The following is a 19,609-nucleotide window of genomic DNA, read 5'->3' on the forward strand; positions in this document are numbered from 1 at the left end:
GTTGTAGTATAAAAAATCCCACAAACGTGGGAATTAATCAGTATTGCCAATTCTCAGGATCAATGCCAAGCTCACGCATTTTTTCTTTTGCTTGCTCTGGAATCTCATCGCTGCGTTCTTTCATTAAATCCTCATCGGTTGGCAAAGGCTGCCCTGTGAACGCATGTAAAAAGGCTTCACAAAGTAGTTCGCTATTAGTGGCGTGACGCAGATTTTTAATCTGACGGCGCGTACGCTCATTGGTTAGAATTTCCAATACCTTAATTGGAATTGATACGGTGATCTTCTTCACTTGTTCACTTTTTTTACCGTGTTCTGCATAAGGGCTAATGTATTCGCCTCGCCAATCTTTCATATATTTTCCCCACTAAAATGGCGTTATTGTAATCAAATCTGAACTATATCGCAATCTAGACGTCTAGATTTCTATTGTGATTTTATGCAGAAAGCTGTTGGTCTTTTAGGCGTCGAACAAGTACAATAACCGCATTGAGTTTAACAAGGAAACACTATGAAATTAAAAGCCACTGCATTGGTAACTGCAAGTCTATTATTGACCGCTTGTTCATCTGTCATCGACCCAAACACGGGCGAACGCAAAGATCCACTCGAAGGGTTTAACCGTGCGATGTGGAATGTAAATTACAACTATCTTGATCCTTATGTGGTTAAACCAGTGGCGACAGGTTGGCGAGACTATGTGCCAAGTCCAGTTAAAACAGGTTTAGTGAATGTGGCGAATAACTTGGATGAGCCAGCGAGTTTTGTCAATCGTTTGTTAGAGGGTGAAGTGAAAAAAGCGATGATTCACTTCAACCGTTTCTGGATTAACTCCGTATTCGGTATTGGCGGTTTAATCGACTGGGCAAGCAAAACACCAGACTTAAAACTTGATAACGGCAACCGTGAATTTGGCGAAACGCTTGGGCACTATGGCGTGGGCACAGGGGCATATATTATGGTGCCAGGCTACGGACCAACCACCCCACGACAAGCGGTCGGAAAAGTAGTAGATTCTGCATATCCTGTGCTTTCACTTTTAACTACCCCTTGGAGTATTTTAAAATTTAGCGTTCAAGGCATTAATACCCGTGCTAACTTACTTGACCAAGATGCGTTAATCAAACAATCGCTCGACCCTTATGTAACTTTCCGTGAAGCTTATTTCCAAAACTTGGAATTTAAAGTAAATAACGGCAAAGCGAGTGAAGAGAAAGAGACGCTGTCGGAAGATGAGTTGAAGGGGATTGATTAGAATTAACGTAATTTTAATAAAAGCAATTGCATTTTTTATGAAGAGGAACTGGTATGAATTTGAAAAAACTTTTTATCATTTTACCGCTTATAAGTGCAAGTTTAATGGCTTCAGCAGATGTATTAAGTGAATCAAACCCAGTAACAATATTTTAATTTTCTACCTATTTAGGTAAATCAAAATTTGAATAATGTCAATTTGAGAGGAAAAATGAAAGTTATCAAAAAATTACTCGCATTATCATTCATTATGCTCACATTAAGTGGCTGTTTAGTAACCTCTGTTGTAGGCGGTGTAGTTGGTACCGCGGTGAGTGTGGTTGATGCTGTTACACCAGATATTATTGATTAATCGATTAAAATTTGTTTTAACGAAAAATTGCTTTCGTTACAAGCCATTTTGAAGAATTTACAAGATCTAATGAAATGTTGGTTTTGAGAACAATCTCTACCAACATTTTAATTTAAAATATCTTGTAAAATAAACACATATCCAACTGATTAAAAAATAATCTCTCCACGTGCTTATTTTTCTCTACTTTTCATTTACTACATAAGATCTTGTTTTCATTAATCTTTTTCTTAAACAACTAGAGTTAATCTAAGTTATTCACCTGCTTTTTGAATTTTTATCACATTTTTATCCACAACTGATGGGGATAATTTTTCTGCTTGTGTGAATAAAGCCACCAATTTGGTTTGAATACAAAAAGAAATGGATGGTTATCCAGAACTTATCTATTTTTTGTGCAAAAATGAAGATCCATATAGTGTTTGAAATTAGCTAAAAGATCCACTTCTGGATTATTTCCCAAACTAGTTAAATCGCTGATTTTCCCCACTTATCAAACATCTTTTCACAGGAATCTTAAAAGTTATCTACAGATTTATCTACAATTTGTTTTAGACTTGTCTAAATGAGCTATTTATGAAACAATCTCTGCATTTTTAATATGAAATAGGGAATGAAGTGATCGATTCCGATGGTTATCGCCCGAATGTGGGTATCGTCATCTGTAATAAGTACGGTCAGGTTCTCTGGGCGAAACGGTTTGGGCAAAATTCGTGGCAGTTTCCGCAAGGTGGCATTAACGAAGGCGAAAACATCGAAACAGCGATGTACCGTGAGCTCTTTGAAGAGGTCGGCTTAACTAGAAAAGATGTGCGATTAATTTGGGCATCAAAATATTGGTTGAAATACAAGCTGCCAAGACGCTTAGTGCGTGAGAATTCAGGCAATCAGCCTGTCTGTATTGGGCAAAAACAGCGTTGGTTTTTGTTGCAATTTATTGGTGATGAAGCAAGTATCAATCTTAAAACCACCAAATCGCCTGAATTTGATGGTTGGCGTTGGGTAAGCTTTTGGTATCCTGTACGTCAGGTGGTTTCATTTAAACGTGATGTTTATCGCAAGGTGATGAAAGAGTTTGCCAGCATGTTAATCAACGACCCTTTTATCAAACCACAAGAAGATAATCCAAAAGAAGAAAAAGAGCATTCGAAAGAAAATGTGAAAAAAGCATCGTTCGCAGTCTACAAGCCAAAATCTGCTCAGCCTGCTTATTTCAAATATAAGAAACGCAAAGGGGCTCATCCTTGGTGTACTAAAAAATAAAAAGTAAAAGGGTATCCATTTCCATTGGATACCCTTTGTTTTGTTATGTACCTACTAAGCCAATACTGCTAATGCCGCGTCGTAATTTGGTTCTTCTTTAATTTCTGAAACCAATTGGCTGTGTAATACGTTGTTTTGCTCATCTAACACAACAACCGCACGTGAGGTTAAGCCCGCAAGCGGTCCAGTTTTAATATCCACGCCCAATTGCACGTGCACTGCATGATTGCGGAAAGTAGAAACCGTTTTTGCGTTTTCAATCCCTTCTGCACCGCAGAAACGAGCTTGTGCGAATGGCAAATCGGCTGAAATGCAAAGCACCACAGTGTTGTTTAAATCTGCCGCTTGTTGGTTGAATTTACGCACCGAAGTAGCACACACGCCTGTGTCGATGCTTGGGAAGATGTTCAATACTTTGCGTTTGCCTGCAAAATCATTTAATGAAACATCGGCTAAATCATTGCCGACTAAAGTAAAGTTTTCAACTTTTTCGCCCGCTTGTGGAAAATGTCCGCCAACCTCAATTGGGTTGCCTGCTAATGTTACTGCCATAAAATCCTCTTTTTGGTTTGGAAAAATGAGGTTACTATACCCAATCTGCTTTTCAATACAAGTCAAAACAAACCTTTTTCTCTAATAGTTTATTTTTTGCTATACTCTTCGTCTAACTTTTGAGGGAATTTTATGTTAAAACTTATTCGAATTTTGTTGGTGTTATGCTGCTCAATCCTCATCTCTGTGGTCGGTTTTTGTTATGCATTAATCCGCTTCCGCAACCCAAATTGTGTGGGCGAAATTGCTTATTGGTATAGCAAAATGCATAAGCTGCTTGGCATTAAATTGATTCGCCGCTCCCATACTAGCGGACATCAACCCGCGATTTATATCGCTAATCACCAAAATAACTATGATATGGTGACCATCTCTTCTATGGTGCCTGAAAAAACCGTGACTATCGGTAAACGTAGCTTGATTTGGATCCCTTTCTTCGGCTTAGTTTATTGGGCAACGGGCAATATTTTCATCAACCGTGAGAAACGCAGTAGTGCTATTAGTACAATGGCGAAAGTGGGTGAGATTATTAAAAAACGTCAAATTTCGATTTGGATGTTCCCTGAAGGCACGCGTAGCCGTGGACGTGGTTTATTGCCATTCAAAACGGGAGCATTCCACACCGCTATTTCCGCTGGTGTACCAATTATCCCGATTGTTTGCTCAACGCTACACAATAAAGTGGATTTAAACCGTTGGGACAATGGCACGGTGATTTGCGAAGAGCTTGATCCGATTGATACTAGCGGTTACAGCCGTGATAATTTGAAAGAGCTTATCGAACATTGCCATCAAATAATGCAGAAAAGAATTGCGGAGCTTGATGAGGAAATCGAGCAGTTGGATAAATAGTTTTACTCCCACAAGGGGAGAGTAACACTTTAATATTTTAATATATAAAATAAAAAAACATGAACGAACCTCTTCACTTAACCCGTCGCCAGCTTTTGCAACGCACGGGTTTGGCTTCTGCAATGGTCGCACTGCCTTCACCTGTGTGGGCAAATTCGCAACCTGCATTGAAAATCCCACCGCTTGTTGCTGTCGGTCGCGGTCGCCCTATTCGCCTTGATCTTCGCCCTGCTCAAACGCAATTTAAGGCTGGGAAGTTGGTTGATGTGTGGGGCGTAAATGGGCAATATCTCGCCCCGACAGTTCGTGTGCGGTCGCAAGATTTTGTCAAACTCACTTACTTAAATAACCTCCCGCAGACAATTTCAATGAACATTCAAGGTTTACTTACACCCAGTGAGATGCTTGGTTCTTCGCATCGTAAGCTCGAGCCTAAAACTAGCTGGTCTCCAATTGTGAGCGTAAATCAATCCGCTTGCACGTGCTGGTATCACGCGGACACCCTGCTTAATTCTGCTCTTCAAGTTTATCGTGGCTTGGCGGGGCTGTGGATTATTGAGGATGCGGAGAGCAAGAAAACTAATCTGCCAAACCAATATGGTGTGAATGATATTCCACTGATTTTGCAAGATCAGCAAATCAATAAGGAAGGCAAGCAGGTGCTCGATCCGAGCCAATCGCAATTTTTCGGTTCACGTCTGTTTGTGAATGGACAGGAATCGCCTTACCTAAAAGTGCAAGCGGGCTGGATTCGTCTGCGAATTGTAAATGCCTCACTCTCTCGTGCATATGAATTACACTTGGATAACGGTCAGCCGTTGCACTTAATTGCCACAGGGTTAGGAATGTTTGAAAAGCCGATTGCCCAGCCGATGGTAATGCTTGCTCCAAGTGAACGGGTGGAGGTGTTGGTGAAAGTGGAAGAAGAGACGCCAGTGTCATTAATTACGGGCGAGCCACGTAGCTTGCTGGATAAGGCAAAATTGCTGTTTAGCGATGGTAATGAGCTGGCGGATAATATTATCTTAACCTTACAGCCACAAGGCTTAGCCGCTGTGTTTACGCAAGTGCCAGAAACCGTGCCGTTTAAGCTGGAAGATTTCCAGATGAATATCGTCAATGAGCGAAAATTTCATCTCCGCCCGCTAGATTATCTGATTAACCAACAACGCTTCGACCCGAAACGGATTGATTTCAGTGTGAAAAAAGGGAGAGTGGAGCGTTGGTATCTTACCAGCGACAGTGATATTGGCTTTACCTTACAAGGGGCGAAATTTGTGGTGGAAACTCGCAACCGCCAACGTTTGCAGAACAAATACTTAGCGTGGAAGGATACGGTTTGGCTACCAAAAGATCAGGAAGTAACTTTGTTAGTGAAATTTGAACACGAAGCCAGCAACGAGCTGCCATTTAGCTTTGGCGTGTCGGATTTGATGTTGCGAGATCGAGGGGCAATGGGACAGTTTACGGTTGAAACATAAAATACAAGCGGTCGGATCTGTATGAAAATCTGCAAAAAATTGCGGAAAAATAACCGCTTTTTGCGACAACTTGCTGTCTATCAGGTAAAATAAGCCAATTTTTTAGGTATTATTTCGTAGGGGTAAGGTTACCTCCGCCCCACATAATGATTCTTCATTAAGTGGGCTAAACCTCTACATCGAATACCACGTTTTTAAAATGTCCGACACATAAACAAATAGGATAACGTATGGAATATTTAGATTTTGAACTACCGATTGCCGAACTTGAGGCGAAAATTGAGTCGCTAAAGGCAGTGGCAGAGCAAGATGACAAAATCAATCTTGATGATGAAATCAAACGTTTAGAGAAAAAAGCGCAAGAGCTCACCAAAAAAACCTTTGCTAATTTAGATGCGTGGCAGACTTCTAAAATGGCTCGTCACCCAAATCGTCCTTATACCTTAGATTATATTGAGCATATTTTCACCGAATTTGATGAACTTGCGGGCGATCGTGCTTTTGCAGATGATAAAGCGATTGTCGGTGGAATTGCACGCTTAGATGGACGTCCTGTGATGGTTATTGGGCATCAAAAAGGTAGAAGCACAAAAGAAAAAGTGATACGTAACTTTGGGATGCCAGCTCCAGAAGGCTACCGCAAGGCATTACGTTTAATGGAAATGGCAGAGCGTTTTAACTTGCCAATCATTACTTTTATCGACACCCCTGGAGCATACCCTGGTATCGGTGCGGAAGAGCGTGGTCAGGCGGAAGCGATTGCTCGCAACTTGCGTGAAATGTCACAGCTTAAAGTGCCTGTGATTTGTACCGTTATCGGTGAAGGTGGTTCAGGTGGTGCATTAGCCATTGGTGTAGGCGATAAAGTCAATATGTTGCAATATTCAACTTACTCAGTTATTTCACCAGAAGGCTGTGCTTCAATTCTTTGGAAAAGTGCCGAAAAAGCCTCAACCGCTGCGGAAGTAATGGGCTTAACCGCACAACGTTTAAAAGAGTTGAAACTGATCGATGAAATCGTGGCAGAACCCCTCGGTGGAGCTCACCGTAATTACACAGAAATAGCAGAAAACCTCAAACAACGCATTCTAACCGATTTACACGAATTGGATAATCTGGATAAAGAAGCGTTGTTACATCGTCGTTATCAACGTTTGATGAATTATGGTTATTGCTAACCATCCTTTTATCGCTCCCTCTAAATGGAGGGAGCATAATTGAGTACAAACACTAACATTATGTGCTCACCTATATTCTCCCTTTTTATTCTTTTCCTGTCTCTCCTAACTCATTTAACGCATTCTCTTGCATCAAATGTTGTAATTGTGGAAGCAGTTGCACTATCAGGCGTAATTGTTGGATGAGTACCAAGCTCAATTCGTCCTGTTTTTCGTGATGTGTTTGCTCAAATTGGGCAAGATCGCTATCAATAGCAGTTAAATTTGCTTCCAATTTTGCAGGTGAACGTTTGCCCTCTGCCATCTGTCCGATAATGGTTGCCACTTCCCGTCCGTGTGAGAAGAAAATCGCGGAAAAATCCACCTGTTGATTCAGCATCGGGCTGGCGATGCGATAGGCTCCCAGTGCAGAAATATAGCCAAGCAAAGTGTAATTTATACCTAGTAAATTCGGGGCAACAGCTGAAATCGCTTGGTATTTTTTCGGCTCGCTGTCTAGGTTTGACACCGCAGAACTCAGAGCAGAAATGTAGTTGTGCACTTCGCGGCGAGCGGTGCGGTATGGCAACTGTTCGTTATAGCCAAACTGCAGCTGTGCGATGATGTGGCGTAGGTAGTTACTGCTCGCTAGCACGGTCGATTTCAAGTTCTGTTTGAGGTTGATATACTTCCAATCGGGGAAAATAAAAGAGACGGCAAACCACGCAATCGATGTGCCGACCAACGTATCAATCACCCTCGGTAAAATACCCTCATCCGCACCGATGCCAATAATATCAAGGCTTACCAACACCAACAGCGTGATGTAGAAGGTTGAGAAACTGTAATGACGGAAACGGAAATAGGTGTAAAGGCTGGAGGTAATCACAATCAAGCCCAGCTCGGCTTCCAGCGTGGAAGTAAGGTAATATTCCCGCAACAGCATCCCGACCAACACGCCCAAGATAGTGCCGATAACCCGCTGTCCTAAACGTTTCTTAGTTGCCGAATAGTTCGGCTGGCAGACGAAAATTGCTGTGAGTAAAACCCAGTAGCCCTTGCCGTCTAAATGGAAAATCGGCACGATGGCACTACACAACCCTACCACAACCGATAAACGGATGGCGTGGCGAAAAAGTTGCGATGAGAGATTGCAATGGCTTTGAATGGTTTGCCACATATTGCGAAAACCTGACACATTTTCTGCCAACAAGCGGTTAGAAAGGTGCTGCGATTTGCTAGATGCAAATTTATTGTTCATTTTAACCGCTTGTTCCATGCCCTCTTCTTGTTCGCTTTGGCTGTGCTCAATCTGGCAAAGTTGGCTTTCAATATTGCGTAAATTTTCCGCAATCGACTGCCAGCGATACGCACTTTTTAACCCCTGTTTTTGATGATAATTGAGAGAATTAAATAAGCCTTGCATTGCTTTTTCCCCGCGAGAGCTGTGCTGATAACGTTCCGCATAACGCAACGCCACCGCGACCTTTTGGCACGCCATAGCTTGCAGCTCCAAGACACGTTGGAAGCGAAAAATCAAATCGCTATTTTTAAGCTGTTGGAAGAATTCGTGATATTGATAATGGCTTGAACTGGCTCGTTCCAGAATATCTTGGGCGGTGTAGTAATAACGCAACATTTTTTGCGTCCGAGTTTGGCGATTATGGCGACGCAAGCGATAGAAGAGCGATACGCGGGTTTGCTCAAATGTTTGCACTACTTCACTATTCGCACGGGCTAAAGCACGCTGTTTCGCGTCGACATCGTCATCATCGGGGTCAAAATAGGCAGCTTTCGCTTGTAAATATCTGCCCAATGCTTCGTAAGATTTCGCCAAATTCTCTTGCACCGTGCGGTTTGGAAAGACGATATAAACTAACATTGCGACTAAACCATAAAGCAACGCCCCCGCTAAAATCAGCAATGTATTGGTGTACCAAGTAGTTTCGGGCATGTAGGTAAGCGAGGCATAAACAGATACAACGAGAGTACCAAAAGCGATGGTGCTATAACGCTGCCCAATGCTGCCGAGCATGACCAAAATAAAGGTGCTGAGCACCGCAAGCGGTACAAAAAGCCAGCCAAATTCCAAAGAAAGCGTTGCCCCTGCGGACGAAATCGCAAAGGCAATCAGGGTAATGATAAGGTTTTTAAATCGCCCAGAAAGATTGTTGTCTAAATCTACCAAACCGCCTGCAATAATGCCCAAAATCAATGGCATACTGTGCTCAGAAATATTAAGCAACCAGATACCAATGGCAGCAAGGTTGGTGGTAATAAAAATCGGTAAAGTGCTCAACACGTGAGCACTCAACCAATGAGATGGCATTTTTGTTGCAATTTTCATTGTTTAATTTTTAATCCATTAACGCTGTAAACGTTCCGTCAAATAGCGATCGTAATCAGGCACTTCAATCTCTACTTCGTGGTTAAAACAGCTAGAGTGTAATAAGAAATCAGCGGTTGCTTCATTGATTGCTACGGGAATATTCCAGACAGTCGCAATGCGCATTAAGGCTTTTACATCAGGATCGTGAGGAGCAGCGTTCATTGGATCCCAGAAGAAAATCATCAAGTCGATTTTTTTCTCTGCAATCAATCCTCCTAGCTGTTGATCGCCGCCCATCGGGCCGCTCAATAAAGCGTGAATTTCCAAGCCTGTTTCACGAGAAAGTAAATTGCCCGTTGTACCAGTGGCGTATAAAGTATGCGGCTTCAAGGCTTCAGCGTGTTTTTTCGTCCACGCCAATAAGCTCTGTTTGCAGCTGTCGTGTGCCACTAAGGCAATGCGTTTGTGTAATTCAATTTTGCGAGTAGTTTTGTACATTCTTTGCTCCTTTTGCTTTTTCGCAAGATAGTAAAATCATACCCCTATTTGGAAAAGGTTAGCAAGCCCAAAGCCAAGAATGGGGAATAATTCCTGCGATTTGCAAAAAATTTTAAGATCTGACCGCTTGAGATTGACTAAGCTCGCATAATAGTTAAAAATCCAGATAGTTTTTAGCAACAATGTTGCTCTTTAATATATTTGGGCGGGGGATAAACCCTGCCCCTACGCATAACTCCATAAATAGTAAAGGACATTCCGAATGAATTTATACAACATCAAACACCCAGAAGAACAAGTAAATTTCGCACAGGGCGTGCGTCAAGGTTTAGGTAAAGATCAGGGGCTTTTTTTCCCTGAAGTGCTGCCAAAATTTGATGATATTGATGCACTTTTAGCCTTACCATTAGTTGAACGTAGCCAAAAAATCTTAGGTGCGTTAATTGGGGATGAATTACCAAGAGAGACACTCAACAAAATGGTGGCAAATGCGTTTACCTTCCCTGCACCACTTGCTCGTGTGAATGATGACATTTATGCGTTAGAGCTTTTCCACGGCCCAACACTCGCATTTAAAGATTTCGGCGGTCGCTTTATGGCACAAGCATTAAGTGCCGTGCGTGGTGAGGGCAAAATTACCATTTTAACCGCAACTTCTGGCGACACAGGTGCGGCAGTGGCACACGCTTTCTATGGTTTAGAGAACATTAATGTGGTGATTTTGTATCCAAAAGGCAAAATCAGCCCGCTTCAAGAAAAATTATTCTGTACCCTTGGCGGCAATATCCGTACTGTGGCGATTGAGTCTGATTTTGATGCTTGCCAAGCGTTAGTGAAACAAGCCTTTGATGATGCAGAACTTCGCCAAGCGATTGGCTTAAACTCAGCAAACTCAATTAATATCAGCCGCCTGCTTGCTCAAGTATGCTACTATTTTGAAGCCGTGGCACAATTACCGAAAGAGAAACATTCAGAAGTGGTCGTTTCTGTGCCAAGTGGCAACTTTGGCAACTTGACCGCAGGTTTAATTGCAAAAACTTTAGGTTTGCCAATCAAGCGTTTCATTGCTTCAACCAATGCAAATGACACCGTTCCACGCTACTTAAAATCAGGCAAATGGGAGCCGAATGCAACGGTGGCAACGCTTTCAAATGCAATGGATGTGAGCCGTCCAAACAACTGGCCACGTGTGGAAGAACTTTTCAAACGCAATGGCTGGAACTTAGCGGATTTAGGTTCAGATGCGTTAAACGATGCAGAAACTGAAGCTGCATTAAAAGCACAATATGCGGAAGGCTACCTCTGCGAACCACATGGTGCAATTGCTTACCAAGTGTTGAAAGACCAACTTCAAGCAGGCGAAACAGGCATTTTCCTCTGCACAGCCCACCCAGCGAAATTTAAAGAATCAGTAGAATGCATTTTAGACATTGAGTTACCATTGCCAGAAGCATTGGATAAACACAATAAAATGGAATTGTTATCCGACACAATGCCAGCAGATTTCGCCACATTGCGTGCGTATTTGTTGAAGTAGTTTGGTAGATTTTTGATAGAAAATGACCGCTTGTTTGATGAAGCATCATCGTACAAGCGGTTTTTTTGTGAAAACTTAACATTTGAGAATAATTCGCATTGAAATGATTGAGTAAAACTGTCAGAATTAGGCTGTTTTATTTACAACATAAAAGGAGAATTGTGATGAAAAAAGCATTATTAGCTTCATTACTCAGCGTTGGTATTACTTCTATTGCACAAGCAGATATTGGTGTAGTAAAAGATGGCTTCGGTAAAATTATGCAAACAGAGCAGTTTACCGTAGTAAAAAAAGCTTTAAAGAAAGGCGAGCAGCTAAAACGCCATAATCACGAGGGGAATAGCGTTATTTTTACCGTACTAAGCGGAAAAATGAACGTGGTATTAAATGACAGTGAAAAACATGAAATTAACATGGGGCAAGTGCTTAACTTTGATGGAAAATATTTTATTCAAGGCGAATCAGCTGAAGACTCGATCATTATGGTAACTTTAGTTGAAAATAGTGATGCCTCAAATGAACATCATTACGAGCATAAACATTAAGGCTTGCGATACATCATTTATGTTTCTGCTCAAAAGAAAAGCTACCTTTTATTATATAACTGTTATGTAAAAGGTAGCTTTGTAGAATTATTTTCTTTTTGCTTTCTTTGCAACTTTTTTCTTAGATTTCACCGCTTGTTTTTTCTTTTTTGTCTTCTCCTTTCTAGGTTTCTCTTTCTTGAAAGTTTTCACTTCTTTGAACACGGGTTTCTCTGTCTTTTTAGCTTTTTGTTTGGCGGTTTTACCGAGGTTCATTCCTTTGCGGTAGTTGTCTAACAGGGCAAAGTCGATTTTTTTATCGTCTAAATTTACATTGATTACTTGTATTTTTACTTTGTCGCCCAATCGGTAAATGATACCTGAACCACCGACTAAACGCTGTCTGTCTGCATCGAAATGATAGTAGTCGTTTTTAAGCGTAGAAATGTGTACTAAGCCATCAATTAACAACTCGTCTAATTTCACGAACAGACCGAAGCCTGTGACGGAGGAAATTACACCTTCAAACTCTTCACCTAAATGGTCTTGCATAAATTCGCATTTCAACCAATCTGCCACCTCTCGGGTTGCTTCATCTGCTCGGCGTTCGGTGGCAGAGCATTTATCACCAAATTGGTCGATATCGTCTAATTTGTAATGATAGCCGCCGCCATCGGTGTAATTTCTGGTATTACCTTTTCCCTTTTCGATTAAATATTTAATTGCACGGTGCAACAGTAAATCGGGGTAACGGCGAATTGGTGAAGTAAAGTGAGCGTATTCGGTTAATGCCAAGCCGAAGTGCCCTACGTTATCCGCTGCATAGACGGCTTGTTTGAGCGAGCGGAGCAACATCGTTTGGATAAGCTCGCGATCTGGGCGACCTTCAAGCTGCTTAATCAATGCCGCATAATCTTTAGGTGTTGGATCTAAGCCTACATTCCACGTTAAGCCACATTCACGAATAAAGGTTTTGAAACTGGTTAATTTCTCTTCACTCGGCTTATCGTGAATACGGAACAACGCTGGCTCGTTCGCTTCTTCCACAAAACGTGCTGAGGCAATATTTGCCAAAATCATACATTCTTCAATCAGTTTGTGTGCATCGTTGCGAACAAGCGGTTCAATTCGTTCAATTCTTCCCTGAGGATTGAAAATAAATTGATTTTCGACTGTTTCGAATTCAATCGCTCCCCGTTTTTGGCGAGCCTCTGCCAGTGAATTATATAAGTGATAAAGTTCTTCGATATGCGGGACAAGCGGGGCATAACGCTCACGCAATGCCTCATCGCCCTCCAACATTTTCCACACTTTGGTGTAGGTTAAACGTGCGTGTGAATTCATCACCGCTTCATAAAATTCATAGCCTGTAAGTTCACCCTGCTCGGAAACCGTCATTTCTGCCACCAAGCATAAGCGGTCTATCTGCGGATTGAGTGAGCATAAGCCGTTGGAAAGCACTTCAGGCAGCATTGGGATCACCCGATTTGGGAAATAGACTGAGTTTCCGCGATTTGCTGCTTCTAAATCCAGAGCCGTTTTTGGGCGAACGTAGTAGCTTACATCGGCAATCGCCACCCATAAACGCCAGCCGTTTGGCTCTTTTTGGGCAAATACCGCATCGTCAAAATCGCGGGCACTTTCGCCATCAATGGTCACAAGCGGTAGATTTCGTAAATCTACTCGCCCTTTTTTCGCTTCTTCGGGGACGTCTTCGCTAAAATGGCGGATCTGTTTTTCAACTGCCTCACCCCAAACATGCGGGATATCGTGGTTACGTAAGGCGATTTCGATTTCCATACCAGGGGCGAGATTGTCGCCTAAAATTTCGGTGATTTTCCCCATCGGGCGATTAAAACTGGCTTTGCGTTCAAACAGCTCAACTACTACCACTTGCCCCATTCGAGCACCTTGGCGGTGTTCATCAGGAATCAAAATATCTTGCGTGATACGGCTATCATCTGGTACGACAAACCCGATGCCACTTTCAAGGAAAAAGCGACCAACGAGCTGTTTTTTACGGGCTTCTAACACGCGTACGATACGCACTTCTTTACGCCCTCGGTGATCTATTCCATTTGGTTGAGCGAGCACAAAATCGCCGTGCATCACACGGTTCATTTGTACGTTTGGAATAAACCAATCGTCACCTTTATCTGCTCCTTCAACTTGCAAAAAGCCATAGCCATCGCGATGACCGATTACCGTGCCTTTGAGTAAATCCATTTTTTCAGGTAGGGCATAGCGTTTCCCTTTGGTAAAAACTAACTGCCCATCGTTTTCCATCGCACGCAAGCGACGACGCACGCCTTCGGTGCGTTCTTCATCGTAAATATGGAAGGCTTCAAGCAGTGCCTCGCGACTCATTGGTGCATCAAATTGGTGTATGGTTTGTAAAATAAATTCGCGTGAGGGTACGGGGTTTTCGTATTTTTCTAATTCTTGTTGATAATTAGGATCGACTATCATTGGGTTCTCTTTTGATTTGTTGTTATTTTTTATGAAATAAAATGTAGGGGGTATTAAATATGGTTTCACGCACAATCAATAATAGAAAAGCGTGCGTCAGCCAGCTGACACACCCTACGGAAAGGAATTTGGCAAAACTTTGGTAAAATTCTACCGCTTGTGAAATGATATTGGGCATAGTATCAAGTTTTTACCAATAATCCTAAACAAATTTAGAAAACAGCTTGCCCGACCTATTGTGAACCGATAGAATTTAGCCTTTTGTCAGGGAACTTTTTAGCTGGCACAATTCTCTATAAAATAACCGATAAAATAATACTTCATTTAAGGCTACACGATGAGCGATACGCACCACAAACACATTACCGTCTTACTTCATGAAGCCGTGGACGGCTTGGCAATCAAACCAAACGGCATCTATATTGACGGGACTTTTGGGCGTGGTGGGCACTCTCGATTTATTCTCTCTCAGCTTAGCGAACAGGGACGTTTAATTGCCACTGATCGCGACCCGCGTGCTATTCTTGAAGCACGAACTATTGATGACTCTCGTTTTGAAATTCACCACACCACTTTTTCGGCGATTCCAGAAGTCTGCGAAGAGTTGGGGTTAATCGGAAAAATTGACGGCATTTTGCTCGATCTTGGCGTTTCTTCTCCACAATTGGACGATGCAGAGCGTGGTTTTAGCTTTATGCGTGATGGGCCTCTCGATATGCGAATGGACACCACCAAGGGCTTATCTGCTGCCGAATGGCTCGATCAAGTTTCGATTGACGATTTAACGTGGGTGCTGAAAGAATTTGGCGAAGAACGCTTTGCCAAACGCATTGCCACGGCGATTGTGAATTTCAACAAAACAAGCGGTCAAAAAATTACCCGTACTTTGCAATTAGCTCAAGTTATCAGCGATGCTGTGCCGTTTAAAGATAAGCACAAACACCCCGCAACGCGTTCCTTCCAAGCGATTCGCATCTTTATCAATAGCGAATTGGACGAGCTGGAAAAAGCGTTAAGCTCTGCGTTAAGCGTGTTAGCCCCCGGAGGACGTTTGTCGATTATCAGCTTCCATTCTTTGGAAGACCGAATGGTCAAACAATTCATCAAGAAAAACAGCAAAGGCAAAGAAGTGCCGCGTGGCTTGCCGATTTTGGAAAGTGAATTGAACAAAGATATTCCGCTGAAAGCCGTTGGCAAAGCGATTATGCCAAGTGAGGCAGAAATTGATGCTAATCCACGCTCACGCAGTGCGGTGTTACGTGTGGCAGAAAAACGTTAAGGAATAAAAATGGCAGGAAATGATCGTTATCCGTTAGGGCAAGAAATTTTTGAAGATTTAATTGGTGAAAATAAAATTGCTTTATTGCTGTTAATGCTGATTATTGTTACAGCACTTGCAACAGTGTGGATTACAGAACAAACGCGCATGCTCACAACAAGTCAAGGAAAGACTATAGAAATAAATCGTCGACTTGAAAACCAATATATTCATTTACAGCTTGAAGAGAATAGTCTTAGTCGGAAAAATATTATTGAAACTTTTGCTACAAAAGCATTATTACAGCCAATTAAAAAAGAACAAGAAGTCATTTTATTAGAGAAAAAATAGAGTTTTAATATGATATATAAAGTGAAATCTTCACATAAAAATAAATCTCATCCTGCACCTCCCAAACAAAAAAAAACTGAAAAAATGAATACAGTTAAAACGGTTGAACCAAGTTATTTACCTAACCGTTTTATTATATTCTGGATCATTGTTATTCTCTTAGTCATCGCTTTAATTTATAAAGCGGTTTCAGTTCAAGTTATTGAATCTTCTCGTCTTATAAGTGAAGCGAAAGATCGTTCTCAAAGAACAATTTACCTTCCATTTAAACGCGGAAATATTTTAGATCGAAATGGAAAAATATTATCTATTAGCGCACCTATGTATTCCATAGAAATTAGCCCAAGTGAATATTTCAGTACTCGAATCAAACGTAACAAAGAGAGTATTAGATTACTTGCAAGAGAATCAAGTGATTCAGAAAGTAGAATCAGTAAAAATATGAATAACTTTATTAAAAAGAAAAATCGCCCTGCTGAGAAAGTCATATTTGATCCTCGCTCAATTCAGAATCCTAAAGACCCGAAATATTGGGAATTACTTTCTGAAATATTTGATATTCCACTTATACAACTTGAGGCTATTAAAACCAATCCTTATTCTAATTTTATTCAACTTGAGAATGAAGCTGAAAGATTAGAACAGGATAAATGGCGTTCTATTGCAAAAGTGCTCAATATAAATTACAACGTTTTAATGGATAATTTATATAAAAAATATAATAAAGGTACTTATAATTTAGCTAGCCAACAAACAGAAGAGGTGATGAATTATATTAAAGAATTAAAGATGCCTGCTGTAAGTATCTTAGAAAGCCCTCGCCGTTTTTATCCGATAGCTGAGGAGGCTTCTCAGTTAATTGGTTTTTCAAATGTATATGAATTACGAGATGAGAAGAAGAAAAAAGAGATTATAGAAAAAGGGGCTGAAGGCTTAGAACGTAGTTTTGATTCTTTATTAGTAGGTAAAAAAGGCAGGCAAATTATTCTTAAGGATAAAAAAGGAAATATTATCCAAAATATTAGCCATCAAAAACAATACAACCCACAAGATGTCGTATTGAGTATCGACCAAGATTTACAATCTATGATTTACCGTGAGATTAAAAATGCGGTTGCAGAGAATAATGCTGAATCAGCTACGGCTGTGTTGGTCGATGTGCAAACGGGTGAAATTTTAGCGATGGCAAATGCGCCCTCTTTCAATCCAAATAATCGTTCAGATCTTAAACCTGAGTTGATACGTAACCGTGCGATTACTGATACGTTTGAACCAGGTTCAACGGTAAAACCTTTTACAGTTTTAACCGCTTTGCAAAATGGCGTGACCTATCGTGACGAAGTGATTAATACCCATCCATTTGTGGTAAATGGACACACTATCCGCGATGTGGCACCGAGAGATAGCCTCTCGATTACGGGGATTTTGCAAAAATCAAGTAACATCGGGGTGAGCCGTTTGGCGTTGCGTATGCCTTCTACGGCACTAGTAGATACTTACAGCAAGATTGGATTTGGTAAAGATACGGGCTTAGGTTTGGGCGAACAACGCGGTACCAATGGTGACCGCAAACGCTGGTCAGATATTGAGCGTGCAACCTTAGCTTATGGTTATGGTTTGAATGTTACCCCGCTTCAATTGGCTCGAGCTTACGCAACACTCGGTAGTTTCGGCATTTATCGCCCGCTCTCGATTACCAAAGTCGATCCGCCTGTGATTGGCGAACGTGTGTTGCCTGAGAAAATTACGCGTGATGTCGTGCATATGATGGAAAGTGTTGCTCAAAAAGGTGAAGGTGGTCAGAAAGCGATGGTAGAGGGCTATCGCGTGGCAGTCAAAACGGGGACGGCACGTAAGCTTGAGAAAGGGCAATATGTGAAGAAATACTTTGCTTATACTGCGGGTCTTGCTCCTGCAAGCAATCCACGTTTTGCTTTAGTGGTACTGATGAATGAACCAAAAGCAGGCAATTACTATGGTGGTGCAGTTTCAGCACCGCTATTCTCAAAAATCATGGGATATACATTAAAAGCATACAACATCAAACCAGATAACTTAATAGAATAAGCCAAATAAAATGAAACGATTACTCACCTTTTTCCCTCAATTGCAAGATAGCGTGCAAATTTCACCGCTTGCAAAAATGACGCTCGATTCCCGCAAAGTGGGCAACGGCGATCTGTTTATTGCTTTAAAAGGACATAATGTGGATGGCAGAACCTTTATTCCAAAAGCGATTGAACAAGGTGCAAGCCTTATTTTGGCAGAAGCGGACGAAGGTGTACAAGCGGTCGAAATTGCCAAAGAGTTTGCAAATGCTACCGCTTGTGTGTTGAATGTGCCACATTTGCCAAAATTGCTCTCACAAATCGCGGGTGAATTTTATGGCAACCCAAGCGAAAAATTAACGTTAGCGGGCATTACTGGCACAAATGGCAAAACGACAACGGCTCAGCTGTTAGCCCAATGGCATAACTTGCTAGGCGGTAAATCGGCAGTGATGGGAACCATCGGCAACGGTTTATTCGGGCAAGTTCAAGAAGCGGCTAACACCACAGGCTCTGCTGTTGAAATTCAACAAAATCTTGCAAACTTTATTGCACTTGGTGCTGATTTTTGTGCGATGGAAGTGAGTTCTCACGGTTTAGTGCAGTATCGCGTGGAAGCATTGCAATTTGATTTAGCGATGTTCACCAATTTAAGCCGTGACCATCTGGACTACCACAACACAATGGAAGAGTACGCTGCGGCGAAATTCCGCTTGTTTAGCGAACTCGACACCAAAGTTCAAGTGTTGAATGTGGACGATGAAATCGGGGCTGAATGGTTGGCAAAATTACCGAATGCAATTGCAGTGAGTACGAACCCTGCATTCAGCAATTCACATCGTTTTGTAAAAGCAACCAATGTACAATTTACCTTACAAGGTGCAACCATCGAATTTGAAAGTAGCTGGGGTAACGGTACGTTACACAGCCAGCTTATTGGGGCATTTAATGTTGCCAATTTACTACTCGCGCTAGCTGGCTTGTTAGCACTTGGGCATGATTTGCAAAAATTAGTTGAAACCGCACCGCTTTTAAAAGGTGTGGCAGGGCGAATGGAGTGTGTGACTGCGGAAAATCGCCCACTGGTGTTGGTTGATTATGCTCACACGCCTGATGCGTTAGAAAAAGCATTACAAGCTGCACGTCTGCATTGTGAGGGCGAACTTTACTGCATTTTCGGCTGCGGTGGCGATCGTGATGCTGGTAAGCGTCCAATGATGGCAAACATTGCTGAACAGCTTGCAGATCGTGTGATTGCGACAGATGATAATCCGCGTACTGAAGATAATCATAAAATTATGGCAGATATTCTTAAGGGCTTTGAGAATGTTGGAGTTGTTCAAGTCATTCATGATCGAGAACAAGCGATTAAAACTGCCATTCTGCAAGCGAAACCGCAAGATGTGATTTTAATCGCTGGCAAAGGTCATGAAGATTATCAAATTATTGGCTCGACCAAGCATCATTTTTCAGATCAAGAAGTGGCTAGAAAGTATTTGTAGGACGATCCCCCTCTTTAGAAAAGAGGGGCTAGGGGAGATTTGATTACGATGTTTATTTTTCGTATGGACTCCGTTTTTACTTCTGCCAAATCTCCCCCTCCCTCTTTGCTAAAGAGGGGGCTGATCTCTAAGCATTGAATTTTAATGAAGAAAATAACTGCTCCAGTGGGGCAAATTTATGC

General features: G+C 41.8%; 17 protein-coding genes. 12 read left to right on the top strand and 5 right to left on the bottom strand.

What is annotated here, in order from left to right; genetic code table 11:
• Positions 1-37 precede the first annotated feature (37 nt).
• Entirely contained in the window at positions 38-355 is a 318-nt protein-coding gene (gene metJ, locus KH943_RS00135; RefSeq protein ID WP_005709104.1) for a met regulon transcriptional regulator MetJ, read from the bottom strand.
• Positions 356-511: 156 nt separating this feature from the next.
• Here metJ and KH943_RS00140 point away from each other — a divergent pair, with 156 nt between their 5' ends.
• The 3 genes from KH943_RS00140 (at position 512) to rppH (ending at position 2,869) form a co-directional block, all read left to right on the top strand.
• The gene (locus KH943_RS00140; protein ID WP_304106170.1) at positions 512-1,255 is read left to right on the top strand and encodes an MlaA family lipoprotein; all 744 of its coding nucleotides are present in this window, start codon (positions 512-514) and stop codon (positions 1,253-1,255) included.
• Positions 1,256-1,465: 210 nt separating this feature from the next.
• Positions 1,466-1,606, top strand: a complete 141-nt coding sequence (locus KH943_RS00145; protein ID WP_304106171.1) for a hypothetical protein — start codon at positions 1,466-1,468, stop codon at positions 1,604-1,606.
• Positions 1,607-2,224: 618 nt separating this feature from the next.
• Positions 2,225-2,869 carry an RNA pyrophosphohydrolase gene (rppH, locus tag KH943_RS00150; RefSeq protein ID WP_304106172.1) on the top strand — a complete coding sequence of 215 codons (645 nt, stop codon included), beginning with the start codon at positions 2,225-2,227 and terminating at the stop codon, positions 2,867-2,869.
• Positions 2,870-2,923: 54 nt separating this feature from the next.
• Here the strand turns inward: rppH and tpx are convergent, their stop codons facing one another.
• Positions 2,924-3,421: a thiol peroxidase gene (gene tpx, locus KH943_RS00155; RefSeq protein ID WP_304106173.1), complete on the bottom strand. Its 498-nt coding sequence runs from the start codon at positions 3,419-3,421 to the stop codon at positions 2,924-2,926.
• Between the two features lie 132 nt (positions 3,422-3,553).
• Here tpx and KH943_RS00160 point away from each other — a divergent pair, with 132 nt between their 5' ends.
• The 3 genes from KH943_RS00160 to accA all read left to right on the top strand — a co-directional run bounded on the left by KH943_RS00160 (position 3,554) and on the right by accA (position 6,932).
• Positions 3,554-4,273 carry a 1-acylglycerol-3-phosphate O-acyltransferase gene (locus KH943_RS00160; protein WP_304106174.1) on the top strand — a complete coding sequence of 240 codons (720 nt, stop codon included), beginning with the start codon at positions 3,554-3,556 and terminating at the stop codon, positions 4,271-4,273.
• A gap of 59 nt (positions 4,274-4,332) precedes the next feature.
• Positions 4,333-5,754, top strand: coding sequence for a multicopper oxidase domain-containing protein (locus KH943_RS00165; protein WP_304106175.1), 1,422 nt, complete (start codon positions 4,333-4,335; stop codon positions 5,752-5,754).
• 230 nt (positions 5,755-5,984) lie between these two features.
• Positions 5,985-6,932, top strand: coding sequence for an acetyl-CoA carboxylase carboxyl transferase subunit alpha (gene accA, locus KH943_RS00170; RefSeq protein WP_304106176.1), 948 nt, complete (start codon positions 5,985-5,987; stop codon positions 6,930-6,932).
• 85 nt (positions 6,933-7,017) lie between these two features.
• On the opposite strand, the gene yccS is transcribed toward accA, so the two are convergent.
• Together yccS and mgsA are read right to left on the bottom strand one after the other, a co-directional pair.
• On the bottom strand, positions 7,018-9,258 hold the full coding sequence (yccS, locus tag KH943_RS00175; RefSeq protein WP_304106177.1) for a YccS family putative transporter: 2,241 nt from the start codon (positions 9,256-9,258) through the stop codon (positions 7,018-7,020).
• An 18-nt stretch (positions 9,259-9,276) separates the two neighbouring features.
• Positions 9,277-9,738, bottom strand: coding sequence for a methylglyoxal synthase (mgsA, locus tag KH943_RS00180; protein WP_304106178.1), 462 nt, complete (start codon positions 9,736-9,738; stop codon positions 9,277-9,279).
• A 262-nt stretch (positions 9,739-10,000) separates the two neighbouring features.
• Here mgsA and thrC point away from each other — a divergent pair, with 262 nt between their 5' ends.
• Positions 10,001-11,275, top strand: coding sequence for a threonine synthase (thrC, locus tag KH943_RS00185; RefSeq protein ID WP_304106180.1), 1,275 nt, complete (start codon positions 10,001-10,003; stop codon positions 11,273-11,275).
• Between the two features lie 164 nt (positions 11,276-11,439).
• Positions 11,440-11,820 carry a cupin domain-containing protein gene (locus tag KH943_RS00190; RefSeq protein WP_304106182.1) on the top strand — a complete coding sequence of 127 codons (381 nt, stop codon included), beginning with the start codon at positions 11,440-11,442 and terminating at the stop codon, positions 11,818-11,820.
• 87 nt (positions 11,821-11,907) lie between these two features.
• On the opposite strand, the gene rnr is transcribed toward KH943_RS00190, so the two are convergent.
• On the bottom strand, positions 11,908-14,268 hold the full coding sequence (gene rnr, locus KH943_RS00195) for a ribonuclease R (RefSeq protein WP_304106183.1): 2,361 nt from the start codon (positions 14,266-14,268) through the stop codon (positions 11,908-11,910).
• 337 nt (positions 14,269-14,605) lie between these two features.
• Here rnr and rsmH point away from each other — a divergent pair, with 337 nt between their 5' ends.
• Genes rsmH through murE form a run of 4 tightly spaced genes read left to right on the top strand, consistent with a single transcriptional unit; the run spans position 14,606 to position 19,427 of the window.
• On the top strand, positions 14,606-15,547 hold the full coding sequence (rsmH, locus tag KH943_RS00200; RefSeq protein WP_304106184.1) for a 16S rRNA (cytosine(1402)-N(4))-methyltransferase RsmH: 942 nt from the start codon (positions 14,606-14,608) through the stop codon (positions 15,545-15,547).
• A gap of 9 nt (positions 15,548-15,556) precedes the next feature.
• Entirely contained in the window at positions 15,557-15,877 is a 321-nt protein-coding gene (gene ftsL, locus KH943_RS00205) for a cell division protein FtsL (protein ID WP_304106186.1), read from the top strand.
• 9 nt (positions 15,878-15,886) lie between these two features.
• Positions 15,887-17,944: a penicillin-binding transpeptidase domain-containing protein gene (locus KH943_RS00210; RefSeq protein ID WP_438359811.1), complete on the top strand. Its 2,058-nt coding sequence runs from the start codon at positions 15,887-15,889 to the stop codon at positions 17,942-17,944.
• A gap of 10 nt (positions 17,945-17,954) precedes the next feature.
• Positions 17,955-19,427 carry a UDP-N-acetylmuramoyl-L-alanyl-D-glutamate--2,6-diaminopimelate ligase gene (murE, locus tag KH943_RS00215; RefSeq protein ID WP_304106189.1) on the top strand — a complete coding sequence of 491 codons (1,473 nt, stop codon included), beginning with the start codon at positions 17,955-17,957 and terminating at the stop codon, positions 19,425-19,427.
• Positions 19,428-19,609: the final 182 nt, after the last annotated feature.

Origin of the sequence: Haemophilus parahaemolyticus (genome assembly GCF_018373095.1) — a bacterium.
GTDB lineage: Bacteria > Pseudomonadota > Gammaproteobacteria > Enterobacterales > Pasteurellaceae > Haemophilus_A > Haemophilus_A parahaemolyticus_A.